Origin of the sequence: Bradyrhizobium sp. CB3481 (assembly GCF_029714305.1) — a bacterium.
Lineage (GTDB): Bacteria > Pseudomonadota > Alphaproteobacteria > Rhizobiales > Xanthobacteraceae > Bradyrhizobium.
In genome coordinates, this window is sequence record NZ_CP121647.1 from 7,932,336 (window position 1) to 7,947,456 (window position 15,121).

At 63.9% G+C, this 15,121-nt stretch carries 15 protein-coding genes; all 15 read right to left on the bottom strand.

Annotation, left to right across the window (positions count from 1 at the left end; all coding sequences use genetic code 11):
• Positions 1-16: 16 nt before the first annotated feature.
• A complete protein-coding gene (locus QA643_RS38180; protein ID WP_283031021.1) occupies positions 17-499 on the bottom strand; it encodes an SRPBCC domain-containing protein in 483 nt (160 codons plus the stop codon).
• Positions 500-510: 11 nt separating this feature from the next.
• Complete coding sequence (locus QA643_RS38185) at positions 511-834, bottom strand: metalloregulator ArsR/SmtB family transcription factor (RefSeq protein ID WP_283031023.1); 324 nt, start codon at positions 832-834, stop codon at positions 511-513.
• 131 nt (positions 835-965) lie between these two features.
• Positions 966-1,886 carry a DMT family transporter gene (locus QA643_RS38190; RefSeq protein ID WP_283031025.1) on the bottom strand — a complete coding sequence of 307 codons (921 nt, stop codon included), beginning with the start codon at positions 1,884-1,886 and terminating at the stop codon, positions 966-968.
• Positions 1,887-1,937: 51 nt separating this feature from the next.
• Positions 1,938-3,764, bottom strand: a complete 1,827-nt coding sequence (locus QA643_RS38195) for a tannase/feruloyl esterase family alpha/beta hydrolase (protein WP_283031027.1) — start codon at positions 3,762-3,764, stop codon at positions 1,938-1,940.
• A 37-nt stretch (positions 3,765-3,801) separates the two neighbouring features.
• Complete coding sequence (locus tag QA643_RS38200) at positions 3,802-5,658, bottom strand: sugar phosphate isomerase/epimerase and 4-hydroxyphenylpyruvate domain-containing protein (RefSeq protein ID WP_283031029.1); 1,857 nt, start codon at positions 5,656-5,658, stop codon at positions 3,802-3,804.
• Positions 5,655-6,713 carry a Gfo/Idh/MocA family oxidoreductase gene (locus QA643_RS38205; protein ID WP_283031032.1) on the bottom strand — a complete coding sequence of 353 codons (1,059 nt, stop codon included), beginning with the start codon at positions 6,711-6,713 and terminating at the stop codon, positions 5,655-5,657. The genes QA643_RS38200 and QA643_RS38205 overlap by 4 nt, the downstream gene beginning before the upstream one ends.
• A complete protein-coding gene (locus tag QA643_RS38210) occupies positions 6,710-7,450 on the bottom strand; it encodes an ABC transporter ATP-binding protein (protein ID WP_283031034.1) in 741 nt (246 codons plus the stop codon). The genes QA643_RS38205 and QA643_RS38210 overlap by 4 nt, the downstream gene beginning before the upstream one ends.
• Positions 7,451-7,462: 12 nt before the next feature.
• A complete protein-coding gene (locus tag QA643_RS38215) occupies positions 7,463-8,206 on the bottom strand; it encodes an ABC transporter ATP-binding protein (protein ID WP_283031036.1) in 744 nt (247 codons plus the stop codon).
• Positions 8,203-9,201 carry a branched-chain amino acid ABC transporter permease gene (locus QA643_RS38220; protein WP_283031038.1) on the bottom strand — a complete coding sequence of 333 codons (999 nt, stop codon included), beginning with the start codon at positions 9,199-9,201 and terminating at the stop codon, positions 8,203-8,205. Before QA643_RS38220 ends, QA643_RS38215 begins: the two co-directional genes overlap by 4 nt.
• The gene (locus QA643_RS38225) at positions 9,198-10,073 is read right to left on the bottom strand and encodes a branched-chain amino acid ABC transporter permease (protein ID WP_283031039.1); all 876 of its coding nucleotides are present in this window, start codon (positions 10,071-10,073) and stop codon (positions 9,198-9,200) included. The genes QA643_RS38220 and QA643_RS38225 overlap by 4 nt, the downstream gene beginning before the upstream one ends.
• A 101-nt stretch (positions 10,074-10,174) precedes the next feature.
• Positions 10,175-11,311 (bottom strand): ABC transporter substrate-binding protein, encoded by a 1,137-nt coding sequence (locus QA643_RS38230; RefSeq protein WP_283031040.1) that lies wholly within the window; start codon positions 11,309-11,311, stop codon positions 10,175-10,177.
• Between the two features lie 51 nt (positions 11,312-11,362).
• Positions 11,363-12,253, bottom strand: coding sequence for a shikimate dehydrogenase (locus tag QA643_RS38235; protein ID WP_283031041.1), 891 nt, complete (start codon positions 12,251-12,253; stop codon positions 11,363-11,365).
• Between the two features lie 128 nt (positions 12,254-12,381).
• Positions 12,382-13,344 carry a LysR family transcriptional regulator gene (locus tag QA643_RS38240; RefSeq protein ID WP_283031042.1) on the bottom strand — a complete coding sequence of 321 codons (963 nt, stop codon included), beginning with the start codon at positions 13,342-13,344 and terminating at the stop codon, positions 12,382-12,384.
• A gap of 21 nt (positions 13,345-13,365) precedes the next feature.
• Complete coding sequence (locus tag QA643_RS38245) at positions 13,366-14,184, bottom strand: TIM barrel protein (protein ID WP_283031043.1); 819 nt, start codon at positions 14,182-14,184, stop codon at positions 13,366-13,368.
• 24 nt (positions 14,185-14,208) lie between these two features.
• The gene (locus QA643_RS38250) at positions 14,209-15,102 is read right to left on the bottom strand and encodes a dioxygenase (protein WP_283031045.1); all 894 of its coding nucleotides are present in this window, start codon (positions 15,100-15,102) and stop codon (positions 14,209-14,211) included.
• Positions 15,103-15,121 lie beyond the last annotated feature (19 nt).

Below are 15,121 nucleotides of genomic sequence, written 5' to 3' on the forward strand. Positions count from 1 at the left end.
GCGCGATGCGTCGCGGCTAGGCGCGAAGGGATGAGGCGATCATGCCCTCGAGCCGGGCGTAGCTTGCCTCCATGCCGTGTTCCATGCCGGTGGACAGCATAGCAGCCCGCGTCGCGGCATCGGGCAGTGTCATTCGCATGGTCATCAACGTGCCGGCACCATCGGGCGCGAAGGTCGTTTCAACGTGGTTGTCCGGCGTCGCATCGGGCATGTGCATGCGCTCGACATGAACGAGCCGGCTGAACGGCACCAGTTCGAGATACTCGCCGGTCACGTAGAATCCGGCACCTTGGCCGTTCGTCCACTCATAGCGAATCTTGCCACCCGGTCGCGCCTCGTTGATGCAGACCGGCATCGTCCAGCCTTCCGGACCGAGCAGCCATTTCTGGATCAGCGCCGGCTCGGTGTGCGCGCGATACACCGCTTCCGGCGCGGCGGCGAAGCGCCGCGTCACGATAACATGGCGGTCGCCTTCGGTCGTAAGCGTCATCTTGGTCATGCGATTGCCTTTCACTCTTCGGTTTTCATGGCGGCCAGAACGTCGTCGAGCCGATCGTAATTCGCGGATAGGGCTTTCCGGAGCATCGCAAGCCATTGGTCGATCTCGGAAATGGCTGAGGGTGCCAGCCGGCAGGGTCGTTTCGTGCCCTCGACGCGGCGGATAATAAGTCCCGCGCCCTCCAGCACCTTGAGATGACGCGAGATGGCAGGCTGGGTCAGTTCGAACGGTTCGACCAACTCCATGACTGTCGCTTCGCCCAATGCGAGGCGGGCAAGAATCGCCCGGCGGGTCGGGTCCGCCAGCGCGGAGAAGGCTGCATTGAGGTTTGGCATATATTCAATCCTTTATATAAATAATCTATTATATAAATGATTACGCATGTCAAGCCTCGATCGGCGGCGGCGATCCGCGGCGGCTGATGCGGTGGATGGCCGAGTGGCGTCACGCCGGGGCGGCTGAGGATCTATCGCGACCCGATCTGCTTGGCTTGCAGGCTCAGCCACATGCCGCCGAGCGACAGCGCGCCGCCAATCAGATGGATCAAGGTCGGCGCCTCCCCGAGAAAGGCGATCGACAGCACCGCGCTGACGATCGGCCCGAGATAGAGGCTGAGCGACGTCGACACCGCGCCGAACTTCGCGCCGAGCCAGGCATAGGCCGAATAGGCGAACAGCCCTGGGACCAGCCCGGCGAAGAGATATACCAGCGCCGCCCGGCCGCTGAACGCGGCTGATGGCGCGGACCACATTTCATTGATAGCAAAGGGCAGCGAGAACAGCGCGCCCGCCGCCGCGAACAGTCCGATCCGCGCCAGAAAACTCATGCCGCTGCCCACGCGGTTCTGCAGCAATGTGTAGCCCGCCCAGCCCAGCATCGCCATCAGCGCCAGCAGGTCGCCGGTCACCACGCCCGCCCCGATGGCGGCATTTCCTTTGGTGATGATCAGCGCCGCGCCCGCCAGCGACAGCAGCATGCCGATGATCTGGCTGCGATGGATTGCTTCCTGGCCCGACACGAACGAGAACAGTAGCACCGCCAGCGGCGCGAGCGCCATGATCAGCGCGAGATTGATGGCGGAAGTCGTGACGCCGGCCAGATAGACCGGGCCGCCGCAGACGAACATGCCGAGGAAGCCGGCCACGACGATGCCGAGCGTCTGGCCCCGCAACAGGCCGGGCTTTTCCCGCAATGCCATCACAATGGCCGGCAGGAGGCCGAGCGCGACGATGCTCCAGCGAAAGAACGCGATCGAGAACGGCGGCACGCTGCCGGCCACGCCGCGCGCCAGGATCATGTTGGAGACCTGCGCGGTGGCAACCAGCAGGAAGCCGAGCAGACCCAACACTTCGCGCGCTTTACTGGCGGCTTCCTTCGGTTCGACCATGTGCAATCCGGTGCTGACGCCCTGCGGATGACACGATCCTACCCCGCCGGCCTACCTGCAGCTATAGCTGGAAGCCTGCTTTGCATCTCCGTTGCCGTTCCACGTCGTTCGCGAAGGATAGACGCAGACGGGATAGCTGAGGCTGTTGTCCCGCGATGTCAGCAGGATTTCGCCGGGCGCAGCGCCCTTCTCGACCCAGTCCACCAGTGCGGTGAAGAACTGATCCTGCTCGCGCGTCGGCGTCTGGTTGGCATTGCCCGGCAGTTTCGGCAGTGGCACGCTGTCGTTCTTGCCGCCGACGGTATAGGCGCGCCCCTGCGAGGAGTGTGCCGAACCCGGCAGCAGGTACATCCGCATGTACTTCTGCACCTCGGCGTGGCCGCCCATCGCGGCGACCACGCGCTCGTGATAATTGATGTTGCCGGCCGGCGGGATCGCGTCATCGACGAGGCCGGTGTAGACGACGACCTTGCGGCCGAGATCACGCAGCCTGCCGAGGTCCGCCTTGTCCGTGATGAGGTCGCTGAACAGCGTCGGCTGCAGGGCGACGGCCTTGTTCACGGCGTCGGCAAGCCCGGCGTAATCCAGCTCCAGCCATTTGTTGCGCACATTGGTCGAGGCGTTCGTGATCGGCTCACCTCCGGAGGTGCTGGCATCGGGTGCGTAGCTGACGTCCTGCAGCGCCAGGGCGACGCCGTAGGAGGAGGCGCTCGTAATCAAATTGCCGATCGCGGTGCTCTTGGTGAACGTCCACCAGAGCTGGTTCTTGCCGAGCGATTTTCCGGACCGCGCGTCGGCGCTCTGGCTAACATCGAAGCTGCCGTCGCTGGTCGCGCCGTACCAGATCCGGTTCAGCGCGTTGGCTTCCTTGAGGCTCATGCAGGTCGCAGTGTCGCTGTTACGGCCTGTGACGCCCTCGCCAGCCTCCTCCGCGCATAGCATATCGGCATCGCGCGCGGGATTGTAATCGCAGGCAAAGGGATCGAGCAGGAATCCGAGACCGGCCTTGTCGCAGGCCGCAACCGCGCGCTTGTTGGCGGCGGCGATCTTGGCGGCAAAGGCTGCGGCCTTCGGCTTGTCCACTGAAGTAAAGCCGAGTTCGGTCTTCATCACGATTTGCGGATAGAGGCCGGCCGTGCCGAATTTGGCGATGTTCAGCGCCGGCTGCCCGATCATGTAGCCGTCATAGAGTTCGGGATATTCCTGCACGAGCTTCAGGCCCTGCCGGCCGCCCTGCGAATGGCCGTCATAATAGGTGAATTTCGGGGCCTTGCCGTAATAGAGGTTGACCAGCGCCTTGGTCTTGACCGCCTGCTCCACCATCGCACGCACGGAGAAATCGCGCAGCGCCTCCACGTTGATCTTGCCGTTGGAGAGAAACGCGAACGAGCCGTCCTGATACCAGGGCTGGCCCGCGTCGGTGGTGCCCGAGGCATAGCCGATATTGGCATTGACGATCGCCGGCACCTTGCTACCGATCTTGTCGGCATAGCGATGGCCGCCGCCGACCCATCCGCCGCCGCCATAGTTGCGAATGCGCTCGTTCCAGTTGGCGTGCGTCGGCAGCCAAACCTCGATGCCGATGCCTTCGGAATAAGAGCGTGCGTTCTTGTCCTTTTCCGCCGTCGCGCCGGGCCCGACCAGCAGTTTGACCAGGCAGAGGTCGGCCGCTGCGGTCACTGGCTGCGGCGCGTCGGGCGCTTTCAGTTCCTCGCCCTTCTTCACCTGCCGGACCGCAATAACCGTGGTTTCGGCGTCCGGACGGAAGGCCGTCTTGATGCCGTCATCGCAAGGAAGCGGATCGGCCATGACAGGCGTCAGATAAAAGCAGGCCGCGAGCAATAGCGCCGCGCCTATACCCTTCTCGTTGACCCGCATCGTCTCGCTCCCCTTTTCAGTTTTTTGTTTGCTGCTTTCACGCTTTCGGCATGGTGAGCAGCCGCGATTCCCGCGTTTGCGCCGCGAGCCTGATCGCGGCATTCGCGGCGCCAAAGCCGTGATAGTTGCGGCGTTCGACGACCTCGAAGAAGAACCGGTCGTCGAAGGCGTGGGTGTAGACCTGGAAGAATTCGCCATCACCTTCGCGGTCGTAAAGAATCTGATTATCGCGAAGCGCCGCCATGGTCGCGGCGTCGAGGCCGTATTTGGCTTCGATATCGTCGTAGTAATTGTCGGGAATCCGCAGGAAATCTGCCCCTCGCGCCCGCATGGCGGCGACTGTCGCGAAGATATCGCGGCAAGAGAATGCGACGTGCTGCACGCCGGAGCCGAAGAATTCGTGAATGAAGCGGGCCGACAGCGTGCGCGAGGCCGACGAACCGTTGAGCACCACGCGCAGGCCCTGATTGCCGTTGATCAGCGCCTGGCTCTGCACCAGCCCGACCGGATCAGCGATTTCCATCTGCGGCAGGCGCTGCAGATCGAGGATGCCGGTATAGAACAGCAGCCACGACAGCATCTCGTCATAGGGCATCGACTGAGAGATATGGTCGACGGCGTCGAGCCGGTCGCCTGAGGCATCGCCGCGCAGCGGCTCGAAATCGAGATCCCAGTTCTTGCCGGCCTCTTCCAGGAAATACAGCAGGCTGCCGCCGACGCCGCGGATCGCGGGAATTTCCAATTCGCCGGGCCCGACCGGCTGGTAGAAGGTCAGCGCCTTCAAAGCTTCCGCTCGCGCCATGGTGCGGCCGGCATCCTCGACATCAACCGCGATGGCGCAGACGCCGGGGCCGTGGGTGACGAAGTGTGAATGCGCAAATCCATCCGGCTCGCAATTGATCACGAGATCGATATGGCCCTGCGACCAGCGCTCGACATCCTTGCTGCGGTGAACGCCGGTTTTGCGAAAGCCGAGCTGGCCGAACAAAGCGGCAAGCTCGCGCGCCTTGTCTTCGCTGAGGGCGAATTCGACGAAGCCGACGCCACGGCTGCGCGCCTTCGGCTCCAACGGTGCAGGCGCAGCGCCGACCTGCTCCTCCAGCAGCATGAGCGACCGCAACCCGTCAGTCGCCGTGCGAACCGCGGAGCCGGCGCGGAACTGGTCGTTGAAAATTTCCAGCGACAGCGGACCCGCGTATCCCGTGGCAAGCACCGCTTCGACAAAGCCCGCGACCGGCAAATCGCCCTGGCCCGGGAAGCAGCGAAAATGCCGGCTCCACGACAGGACGTCGAGGCCGAGTTTTGGCGCGTCGGCCAGTTGCACCAGAAAAATCTTGTCGGCCGGGATCGATTGGATCGGCATTGTCGGGAACGACGGCGCCAGCGCATGAAAGCTATCGAGGATAACACCGATCGATTGGTGGTCGGCGCGCCGCACGATCTCCCAGGCGTCGCGGTAGTCATTGACGTGAAGCCCCCAGGCGAGCGCCTCATAGCCGACGCGCAAGCCGCGTGCCGCCGCGCGTTCGCCCAATTCGTGGAAATCGGCGGCGGCGCGGTCGATGCCGCCGAGCGAAGCCGGCGAGATGTTGCTGCAGATCAGCATCAGGTCGGTCTGCAGCTCCTGCATCAGGTCGAACTTGCGTTCGGCGCGCGCGAAATTTCTGGTACGTTGCGGCTCCGGCATGCCCTCGAAGTCGCGGAACGGCTGGAAGGCACAGATCGAAAGCCCGAGATCCCGGCACATCTGACCGACGTCACGCGGGCGGCCGTTGAACGACAGCAGGTCGTTCTCAAAAATCTCGACGGCGTCGAAGCCGGCCGCGGCGATCGCGCGCAGCTTTTCGTCGAGGGCGCCACTGAGCGAAACGGTTGCGATCGAGCGTTTGTTCATGCAGCCTGCTCCATGATCCAGGCCGGCGATACGCGATTGCCTGTGACCGCGGCTTCGCGCACGGCTTCCACGACGGCGAGCGTGCCCATGGCATCCTCGGCGGAAATCAGCGGCGCTTCGCGTCCCGCGATCACCGCGCAGAAATGCCGGAGCTGCTCGACCAGCGGATCAGTCTCGGGTACATCGACCGCGGCACGGGAGAGCGGCGCATACCAGCCGCCCTCGCCCGGGTACGACCACAGCTCCATGGTCGGCACCGAGAGCGCCCCCCTTGTGCCGGCGAACAGGTAACAAGGCTGGTCCTGCTTCGGATAGGCCGCGTTCTCGCCCGACGACAATTCCCAGCTCCACGGCGCCGGCGTTGCATCCGACAGCGTCACCGTGCCGAGCGCGCCATTGGCAAACTTCAGAAGCAGGCCGGCGGTATCCTCGACGGCAAAGCCGCGCGCCTTGTGCGAGGTCATGGCCTGGACTTCCGATATCTCACCGCAGATGAATCTGAGGTTGTCGATATCGTGCACCAGATTGATCAGTAGCGGCCCGCCGCCGATCTCGCGCCGCCACGCGACATCGAAATAATCGTCCGGCTTCTTCAGAAGCCACAGCCCGACGACGGCCGTGAGCTGGCCGATCTCGCCGCCCATGACTTTGTTACGGATCGCCTTGATACGGGGATTGTGCCGGCGGTGATGACCGACCAGCACCGGCACGCCGCTGTGCGTTACCGCTTCGCAGAGACGCTGCGCGGCAGCGACCGTATCGGTCACCGGTTTCTCGACGAGCGCCGGAACGCCAGCCGCCACACAATCGAGCGCCATCGGCAGATGCAGCGCATTGGGCGATGCGACGATCATTCCGTCGGGCTTCTCGCGCTCAAGCAGAGCGCGATGGTCGGCGCACCAGGGAATCCCCAGCGATTCGGCGAACGCTTTTGCCTTGGGTGAGGGATCGGCAATGCCGGCCAAAACACAATCGGACGACGCCGCGACCAGCTCGATGTGCCTGCGGCCGATCAACCCCGCGCCTGCTACACCGATGCGCAACGCGCCGCTCATGCCGCGCTCTCCGTCATCGCGCCGCCCAGGAACAACTGCCCGATGCGGGGATCACTCAGCACGCGATCGGCCTTGTCGACGAGCCGGGTCTGGCCGAGCTCGAGCACGATGCCGTAATCCGAAATCTCCAGCGCGGAGCGCGCGTTCTGCTCGATCATCAGGATCGACACGCCGCGGTCGCGAAGTTCTTTCAATATGTTGAACGTCTGCTGCACCATCAGCGGCGACAGCCCGATCGACGGCTCGTCGATCAGCACCAGTTGCGGATTGAGCAGGAGGCCGCGGACGATTTCGAGCTGCTTCTGCTCGCCGCCCGAGAGCGTGGAGGCCTGTTGCGCCGCCCTCTTGCGCAGCGCGGGGAATTTATCGAGCGCCGCCTCGATCCGGGCAGGCAGGTCAGTGATGTCGCGCCCGGCGACGACGGCGCCGAGCTGGATGTTGTCGCGCACCGACAGTTCGGGGAAGATGTTGCGGCCCTGGGGGACGTAGCAGATCCCCGATGTCAGCAATTCGCGCTGGCTTAATCCCGTGACGTCGCGTCCTTTGAATATGATCCTGCCTTCGCGCAGCTTGAGCAGACCGAAGATCGCCTTGAACACGGTCGACTTTCCGGCGCCGTTCGGCCCGATCACGGTGGTGATGGAGCCCGCCGGCACCGAGAAGGTGGTGCCGTTGAGGATCGTCATCTTGCCGTAGCCGCCGATGAGGCCTTGAACATCCAAAATGGCATCGCTCATAGTCGGACCCCTTTAGTGGCCGAGATAGGCTTCGATGACGGCGGGATTGGCGCGGACTTCGGCGGGCGTGCCCATCGCGAGCAGCTTGCCTTCCGCCATCACCATCACGCGGGTGCACAGCGACATCACGAATTCCATGTTGTGCTCGATCACCACGAAGGTGGCGCGCTTCTCGCGGTTGATCGCCGCCAGCCGCTCCTTGAGGTCGCCGAGCATGGTGAGGTTGACGCCGCCGGCGGGCTCATCGAGCAACACCAGCCGCGGCCCGCCCATGAACGCCATGGCGGCGTCGAGCAGTTTTTGCTGACCGTAAGAGAGTCCGCCCGCGGCTTCGGTGGCGAGATGATCGAGCTTGAAGAAGCCGATCATCTGGTCGGCCGCCGCTGACAGGCCAGCATCGGAGGGGCCGAACAGGCGCGACACCATGTTGCCCTGGTGCTCCTGCCCGGCGAGGATCAGGTTCTCCCGCACCGACAGTTTCGGAAACACCTGCAGGAGCTGGAAGGTGCGGCTGACGCCGAGCCGATTGAGCTCCGATGGCCGCAAGCCGGTGACGGGTTTGCCATCGACTTTTACCTCGCCGTCGGTCGGCGTGAGCTGGCCGAGGATGCAGTTGAACAGCGTGGACTTGCCGCAGCCGTTCGGACCGATCAGGCCGAGGATCTCGCCCTCCTGCACGTCGAAGCTGACGCCGTCGACAGCCTTGATGCCGCCAAAGCTCTTCTTGATGTTGCTGACTTCGAGAACCGCGGTCATGGCGCCGTCTCCAGGCGGGATTTTGCGACGGCCCGCAACGCGGACGCTGCCTTGGTGCGGCGCTCGGCCAGATAGCGGTCGAGGATTCCCAAAATGCCGGTCGGCGAATAGATCAGGAGCAGCATCACGGCGACCGCGTAGAGCATCAGGTAATAGCCCTGCGTGAAGCGCAGCCACTCCGGCAGCAGCACCGCGATGGCAGCCCCGAGGAACGGCCCGAAAAAGAATCCGGAGCCGCCGACGATCACCATCATCAGGAGATCGAGCGAGAGCGAGAGGTTGAAGGGGACGGGATCGATATACTGCGTCAGTGGGGCATAGAGCGTGCCGGCGACGCCGCCAAGCGCCGAGCCGATCGCAAACGCCATCAATGTATAGCGCCTTGTGTCGATGCCGAGCGACAGCGCCCGCACCGGGTTCTCACGCAGCGCCACGAAGGCGCGGCCCCAGGGCGAGCGGATCAGCCACCACATCGCCAGCGAGACGATAGCGAGCGAGCCGAGGCAGAAATAGTAGAACGGCAACGGCCGGTTGGTGGCGAAGCCCAGCACATTGGGCCGCGGAATGTTTGAGATGCCGTAGATGCCCTTGGTGAGCCAGTCCTCGTTGCGGAACACCAGGAAGGCCAGCGTCGAGAACGCCAGCGTCACGAAGGCGAGATAGTGATGCTGCACGCGCAGCGCCGGATAACCGAGGATCCAGCCGATCGCAAAGCACAGCACGACCGCAACACCAAGCGCTGCAATCAGCGGCATGCCCTGCGTGGTCATGATTGCTGCGGCATAGGCACCGATGCCGACGAAGGCGCCCTGCGCCAGCGAGACCTGGCCGGCATAGCCGAGCGTCAAATTGAGCCCCATCGCGGCGATCGTCATCACCGCCCACTGGCTCAGGATATAGAGGCCATAGCGGTTGAAGTTCATCGGCACGATGATCAGCGCCGCGATGACGGCGATGCCGAGCGCGATGCGCCAATATTTTGTTGCGCTGGTCATACCGTGCGCTCCTCGGGCCGGCCGAGCAGGCCCTGCGGACGGAACAGGATGATGACGATCAACAGCGCCAGCGGCACCGCGGCGCGATACTGCGTCGAGACATAGGCCGCAGCCAGATTGTCGACGACTCCGATCAGGAGCCCACCGGCGATCGCGCCGCGCACCTGGTTGAAGCCGCCGACGATCGCCGCAATGAACGCCGCCTGTCCCAGCACCTCGCCGGAGGAGAACTTTGCGAGATAGATCGGCGTGATCAGCAGCGAGGCCAGCGCCACCAGGAATGCGTTGATCAGGAAGGTCAGCAGGATCATGCGCTCGACCGGCACGCCGATGATGCGGGCGACGGTCGGGTTTTGCGCCGTCGCCTGCATCTGGTGGCCGATCGAAGTGCGGTTCAACAGCAGCGTCAGGCCGATCACGACCGCGATTGCGAGCGCGAGCACGCCGAGGCTCTGCAGCGAGATCACCCGGCCGAGCAGCGAGAGGTCACCGGCTGGCACGATGGAGGGGAACGGCGAGGCCTCGGCGCTGAAGAACTGCTTCACCGCTTCCTTCATGCCGATCGCCAGCGCCATGGTCGCGATCGCCAGCGGCAGCACACCGTGCCGCAACATCGGATCAACCAGCAGCAGCTTGAAGCCGAGCCCCAGCAGCAGCATCGACAGCAGGATGCCGAGGATGATCGCGAGCCAGAACGGTGCGCCCGCATGCATCGCCGCCAGCATCAGGAACGCCGGCAGCATGACGAATTCGCCCTGCGCGAAATTGATGGTTTGCGACGTCTGCCACAATAGCGTGAAGCCAACCGCGACGAGCGCGTAGATCGTCCCGGTCGCAAGGCCTGCCACGAGCAGATCGAGCAGATTGGACATGCTTCTCCCCTCACCCGTCAGATGCGGACGATATCGTTGCTGTTTCGAAATTCCCGATCGCGATGGTGACGCGCCCCCCCGCGCATCACCATCGCCGCAATTCAGTTCAGCTTCGGCAGCACCTGCTTGACGACCTGCTTGCCCTCGACGATCTCGACCAGAAAGCCCTGGCGGTCGATGTCGCCCTTCTCGTCGAAGGTCACATCCATCAGGATGCCGGGCTCGCTCGCGGCCTTGATGGTCAGGCCATGCAGATTGTCGGCGAACGCTTTGGAATCGACCTTGCCCATCTTCTCGGTGGTGGCCTTGATCATGTAGATCGCGAGATAGCCCTTCAGCCCGTTATGATCGGGAACGTAATTGTACTTCTTGACGAACTTTTCCCTGAAGGCCTTGACCAGATCGACCGGCGCATCGGTGGTCAGGCCGACATGGCCGCGCGCACCGTTAGCAGCGTCGCCGGCAAGCTCGACGACCTTCTGGCCGACCAGTGTCGTCTCGCCCATCAGCGGCACCGTGACCGCCTGGCGCTTCAGCTCCTTCAGGATGCGCGCGCTTTCTTCCTCGTTGAGATAGACGAAGACGGCATCGGGCGATGCGGCCTTGATCTTGGAGACGTCGGCGGCGAAGTCGGCCTGGCCGGCTTCCGTCGAAATATCGGCCGCGACCTTGATGTTGTACTTGGCGAATTCCTTGGTGATGACGTCGCGGCCACCCTTGCCGAAATCGTTGTTGACCCAGACGACCGCGACCGACTTCGCCTTCAATTCGTCGTTGATGTATTTCGCGACCTTCGGCATCGAGGATTGCTGGCCGAACGAGGTGCGGAACAGGAATTTGTTGCCGGCTTGAGTCAGTTCGGCCGCTTCGCCGCCCATGATCTGCGCGATGCCGGCTTCGGCGGCGAGCGGCGCGGTGACCTTCACCGATCCGGAATAGCCGGGCCCAAGCAGCACATAGGGCTCATTGTCGAGCGCCTTCTGCACCTGCGCGCGGGCTACGCCGGGGTTCGACTGCGAATCCGCATGGGTGACCTCCAGCTTGCGGCCAAGCAATCCGCCTTTGGCGTTGACCTCCTCAATCGCAAGGTCGATGCCGTTCTTCCAGTTGTTGCCGACGGTCGCACCGCCGCCGGACAGTTCGGCGACATCGGCAAGCTTGATCGGGCCGCCTTGCGCGAACGCCGCTCCCGCGGAAACGGTGGCAAGCAGTAGTCCAGCGAAAATTCGAGATCTCATTTCCATCCCCTCTCTTGAAATTGATGCGCGACCTTGTGACCGGCCGCGTTGTTAAGCGGCATTTACTTTAGCGTAGCGTTTGGCCATCACCGCGTCGAATGCATTTCCCATCTCGACCGCCGATGGCTTTAGCCCCGTAAACAGTTCGAAGGCGTCAGCCGCCTGATAGATCGCGAGCTCGCGCCCGGTCATGACCTCGGCGCCCTTGGCCTTGGCGGCATTGAGCAGCGGTGTCCAGAGCGGCGTGTAAACCGCGTCCGCTACCCACAGATCCCTATGCAGCAGCGCCTCCGGCACCGGCGTACCGCGGTTCGGCAACATGCCGACCGGCGAACCGTTGACGACGCCGGTAGCATCACGCACCGCTTCTTCGACACTGCCCACCGCCATGGCTTCGCCCTGGCGCGCAAGCTGCACGGCGAGCTGTTCGGCCTTAGCGCGATCGGTATCGAAAATCCTGATCTCGCGGACGCCGGTCGCCGCCAGCGCAAAGCCGATCGCCTTGCCGACGCCGCCGGCGCCGATCACCGCGACACGGTTCTGAGCGGGATCGCGCACCAGCTCGCCGATCGCCCGGGCGAACCCGGTCGTGTCGGTGTTGTGTCCGATCAGCCGGCCGTCCCTGACCACGACGGTGTTGACGGCCCCGATCGCCCGCGCCCCCGGCGACAATTCATCGAGCAGGGAAATCACCGCTTCCTTATACGGGAAGGTGACGTTGACGCCGGCAAAGCCGAGGCGGCGCACGCCGTCGAGCAGCAGGCGCAATTCGTCGCGGCTCGCGCCGGCGACCTCGATGAGCTGATAGTGGCAGTGCGCCCCGAGCGCCTCGGCGGCGCCTTCGTGCATCGCCGGTGACGCGGAATTCGCGATCGGCGCGCCGATCAGGCCGGTGAGAAAGCGGCGGTCGGCCGGAGCGGGAGGTCGGGCGGCAGGACTCATGATCTCGTCATCAGATGCAAATGCGTTATCGGCAGCAATTGGGGCGAAACAGACCCCGATCCGGCCCGACGATAGCGGTTTGCCGACCTAACACAATTACCCATTTATGCCGGATAGATAACATCATGTTATTTCTTGCGGGACTTCGAATCCGACTTGGAATCCGGCTTTGAATCGGGCTTGCGCGGCGCCGTCCTGCCCGGCCCCACCGCGCGCATTTCCGAGCGCAGGCATTCGATGAAATGCTCGATGTGAAGCGACAGCGGCGCACCCCGTTTCACTGCAATGTAGGTGTCGAACCGCGTCGGCTCGACGATCTTGAGCAGTTCGACGCCGGGGTAGCCGCCATGGGCGACGGTGAACTGGTCGATCACGGCAATGCCGAGGCCGGCCTTGACCAGCGCGCACACGGTGGTGCCGAAGCGCGCGCGGATAGTGATGTCGTAATCGAGTTTGTTGCGCGCAAAAATCTCCGCCATGATCCGCCCATAGGGATCGTTGGGATCGATCCCGATCAGGGGATAGCGGATGATTTCGGCGGCCGAGACCTGTTTGCATCCGGCAAGCTCGTGCCCGGCCGGCACGATGCAGAACAATTCGCCCGACGCCAGAGGCAAAAAGTCGAGCCCGGGATGCTCGAGCCGATAGCTCATCGCGACGCAATCGCCACGGCCGAGCAGGAGATAATCGACGGCCTCCTCGATCTTGAGGATGTTGATGTCGATCCGCAGCTCGGGATAGCGCCGCCGCACCCGCTCGATCGCGCGCGGCACCATCACCTGCGAGATGCTCGGCACCGAGCCGATGCGCAGCTCGGACAGATCGCCGCGGCCGATCTTGGAGATGATCTCGGAGAGATCATCCATCTTCTCGTAGACGCCGTTGATCTGCTCGAAGATGTTGCGGGCTTCGGCCGTCGGGAAATAGCGGCCGTTCTGACGCTGGAAGAAGCGGACACCGAGCGACTTTTCGGTATATTTCACCAGACGGCTGATGCCGGGCGCCGACACGTTGAGAAGCCGCGCCGCCCCGCCGATCGTGCCTGTCACCATCACGGCGCGGATCACCTCGACCTGGCGCAGCGTCATCATGTGAGATAGCTCCCGCGGTGGTCAGGCGCCATCGAGCGACCTCGCAATCACATTCCGCGCGGCATCGAGCGCGCGCTGCGCCCGCGCTTTCGCATCCATCGTCTTCGCAAGCTCGATGGTCGGGATTTCGAGACTGATCGTGATATCCGCCGGCATGGCGCGCGCCAGCGCGACGAGATCGATGCCACCCTCACCCGGAAACATCCGCTCGTGGCGGGCGGCATGGATCATGGCGTCCGTTGTGGCGGGCTGCTCGGCGGGGGCGTCGCACATCTGCCAATAATGCAGGCGGTGTGTGGGAACGTTCGCGAGTTCGTCGATCGAACTCCTCGATCGGTCGAAATGCAAGGCATCGACCAGCACGCCGGCATTTGGCTGGCCGACCTGCGCGACAACGCGGGCCGCGCTCGCAAGATCGGGCGCGTAGGTCCATGGCATGAATTCGAGATCGGCTGTGAGCCCATAGGGCGCCGCGGCCTCGCAGAACGATGCATAGCGATCCCTGAATCGGCTGAGGTCGGGATCGTAGTCGGCGACCAGAATATGCCTGGCGCCGAGCCGGGCGCCGGTCTCGAAAAAGGCAGAGAATGCAGCGATCTCGGTTTCCGGCCGCAGCGCGACGACTTCGAGGTCGGCGACTGTGATGCCGGTCGCGTCGAGCCGGGCGAGCGTCTCCCTCAGGCCGACTTCGTCTTCCATCAGCGGATGGGCGACGCCGCCCGGCATGGCCGGCAGCAAGCGCAGCCCGACCTGCTGATAGCCGCAGGCCGCGGCGACATCGATCATCGCCGGAGGCGCAAGTTCGAGAACGGTCAGCGCAGCGAGGGAAAATGAGGGCATCACTGTCTCGTCAGGCGCGACACCTTACTTGATCGGCGGCCGTGGCAATACGGCCTCGCCGGCTTCCATCCGGTAGACATGGTCGAGCGAATACCAGGGCTGGCTGATGTCTCCGACGGTCGGATGCGGCTCGTCATGACGCACGAAATTGCCGACCAGCGCCCTGGTCACGCCAAACTGCACGTCGCTGTCGATATGCGGATCGGCGGGATCGTAGACCTGCGAAATCAGGACCTTGAATCCCGGCTTGACGATCAACGCATGCAGATGGGCGGGCCGGTACGGATGCCGGCCCTGCGCCTGCAGCAGCTTGCCGACCACGCCGTCGGTCGGGATCGGATAGCCGACCATCATCACCGAGCGGAAGGCGAAGCGGCCATCGGCATCGGTCGTGAACTTGCCGCGCAGGTTCATGTCGGCCTGTTCGGGATCCTGGTTCTCGTAAAGGCCGACCGGCGAAGCGTGCCAGACATCGACCTCCGCCCCGGCAACCGGATTGCCGGCGGGGTCCACGACACGCCCGGTGACAAAGAGCGCTGCTCCCGGCGTTTCGGACCGGACGATCGAGCCGCCGTTTTCGGTGCGCGGAGAGTTCAGTCGCCAGAACGGCCCGAGCAAGGATTGCGCGGTTTCGGTGTTGCCCTGATCCCCGTTGTTCAGAAGGCAGACCAGCGCGGACACGCCGAGCGAGCCCGCCATCAGCACGACTTCATTGTGCGTGTCAGTCGATTGCCGGCCCATCTCGGCGAGAATGGCGGTGGCCTCGCGAAACTCCGCTTCGGTCAGCCTGACGTCGCGGACGAAACCGTGCAGGTGCTTGACCAGCGACACCATGATCTCGCGGAGCCGCGGATCGGACGTTCGCTCCATCACGGCCGTCGCTGCAACTGTAACATCCTGCTGACGACCAATGATCATTCCGCAACCCCGTCGGCCA

What these genes read in the sequence shown, in the direction of transcription:
- QA643_RS38180 (WP_283031021.1), bottom strand. Translation starts at nt 499, where the DNA reads ATGACCAAGATGACGCTTACGACCGAAGGCGACCGCCATGTTATCGTG.
- QA643_RS38185 (WP_283031023.1), bottom strand. Translation starts at nt 834, where the DNA reads ATGCCAAACCTCAATGCAGCCTTCTCCGCGCTGGCGGACCCGACCCGC.
- QA643_RS38190 (WP_283031025.1), bottom strand. Translation starts at nt 1,886, where the DNA reads ATGGTCGAACCGAAGGAAGCCGCCAGTAAAGCGCGCGAAGTGTTGGGT.
- QA643_RS38195 (WP_283031027.1), bottom strand. Translation starts at nt 3,764, where the DNA reads ATGCGGGTCAACGAGAAGGGTATAGGCGCGGCGCTATTGCTCGCGGCC.
- QA643_RS38200 (WP_283031029.1), bottom strand. Translation starts at nt 5,658, where the DNA reads ATGAACAAACGCTCGATCGCAACCGTTTCGCTCAGTGGCGCCCTCGAC.
- QA643_RS38205 (WP_283031032.1), bottom strand. Translation starts at nt 6,713, where the DNA reads ATGAGCGGCGCGTTGCGCATCGGTGTAGCAGGCGCGGGGTTGATCGGC.
- QA643_RS38210 (WP_283031034.1), bottom strand. Translation starts at nt 7,450, where the DNA reads ATGAGCGATGCCATTTTGGATGTTCAAGGCCTCATCGGCGGCTACGGC.
- QA643_RS38215 (WP_283031036.1), bottom strand. Translation starts at nt 8,206, where the DNA reads ATGACCGCGGTTCTCGAAGTCAGCAACATCAAGAAGAGCTTTGGCGGC.
- QA643_RS38220 (WP_283031038.1), bottom strand. Translation starts at nt 9,201, where the DNA reads ATGACCAGCGCAACAAAATATTGGCGCATCGCGCTCGGCATCGCCGTC.
- QA643_RS38225 (WP_283031039.1), bottom strand. Translation starts at nt 10,073, where the DNA reads ATGTCCAATCTGCTCGATCTGCTCGTGGCAGGCCTTGCGACCGGGACG.
- QA643_RS38230 (WP_283031040.1), bottom strand. Translation starts at nt 11,311, where the DNA reads ATGAGATCTCGAATTTTCGCTGGACTACTGCTTGCCACCGTTTCCGCG.
- QA643_RS38235 (WP_283031041.1), bottom strand. Translation starts at nt 12,253, where the DNA reads ATGAGTCCTGCCGCCCGACCTCCCGCTCCGGCCGACCGCCGCTTTCTC.
- QA643_RS38240 (WP_283031042.1), bottom strand. Translation starts at nt 13,344, where the DNA reads ATGATGACGCTGCGCCAGGTCGAGGTGATCCGCGCCGTGATGGTGACA.
- QA643_RS38245 (WP_283031043.1), bottom strand. Translation starts at nt 14,184, where the DNA reads ATGCCCTCATTTTCCCTCGCTGCGCTGACCGTTCTCGAACTTGCGCCT.
- QA643_RS38250 (WP_283031045.1), bottom strand. Translation starts at nt 15,102, where the DNA reads ATGATCATTGGTCGTCAGCAGGATGTTACAGTTGCAGCGACGGCCGTG.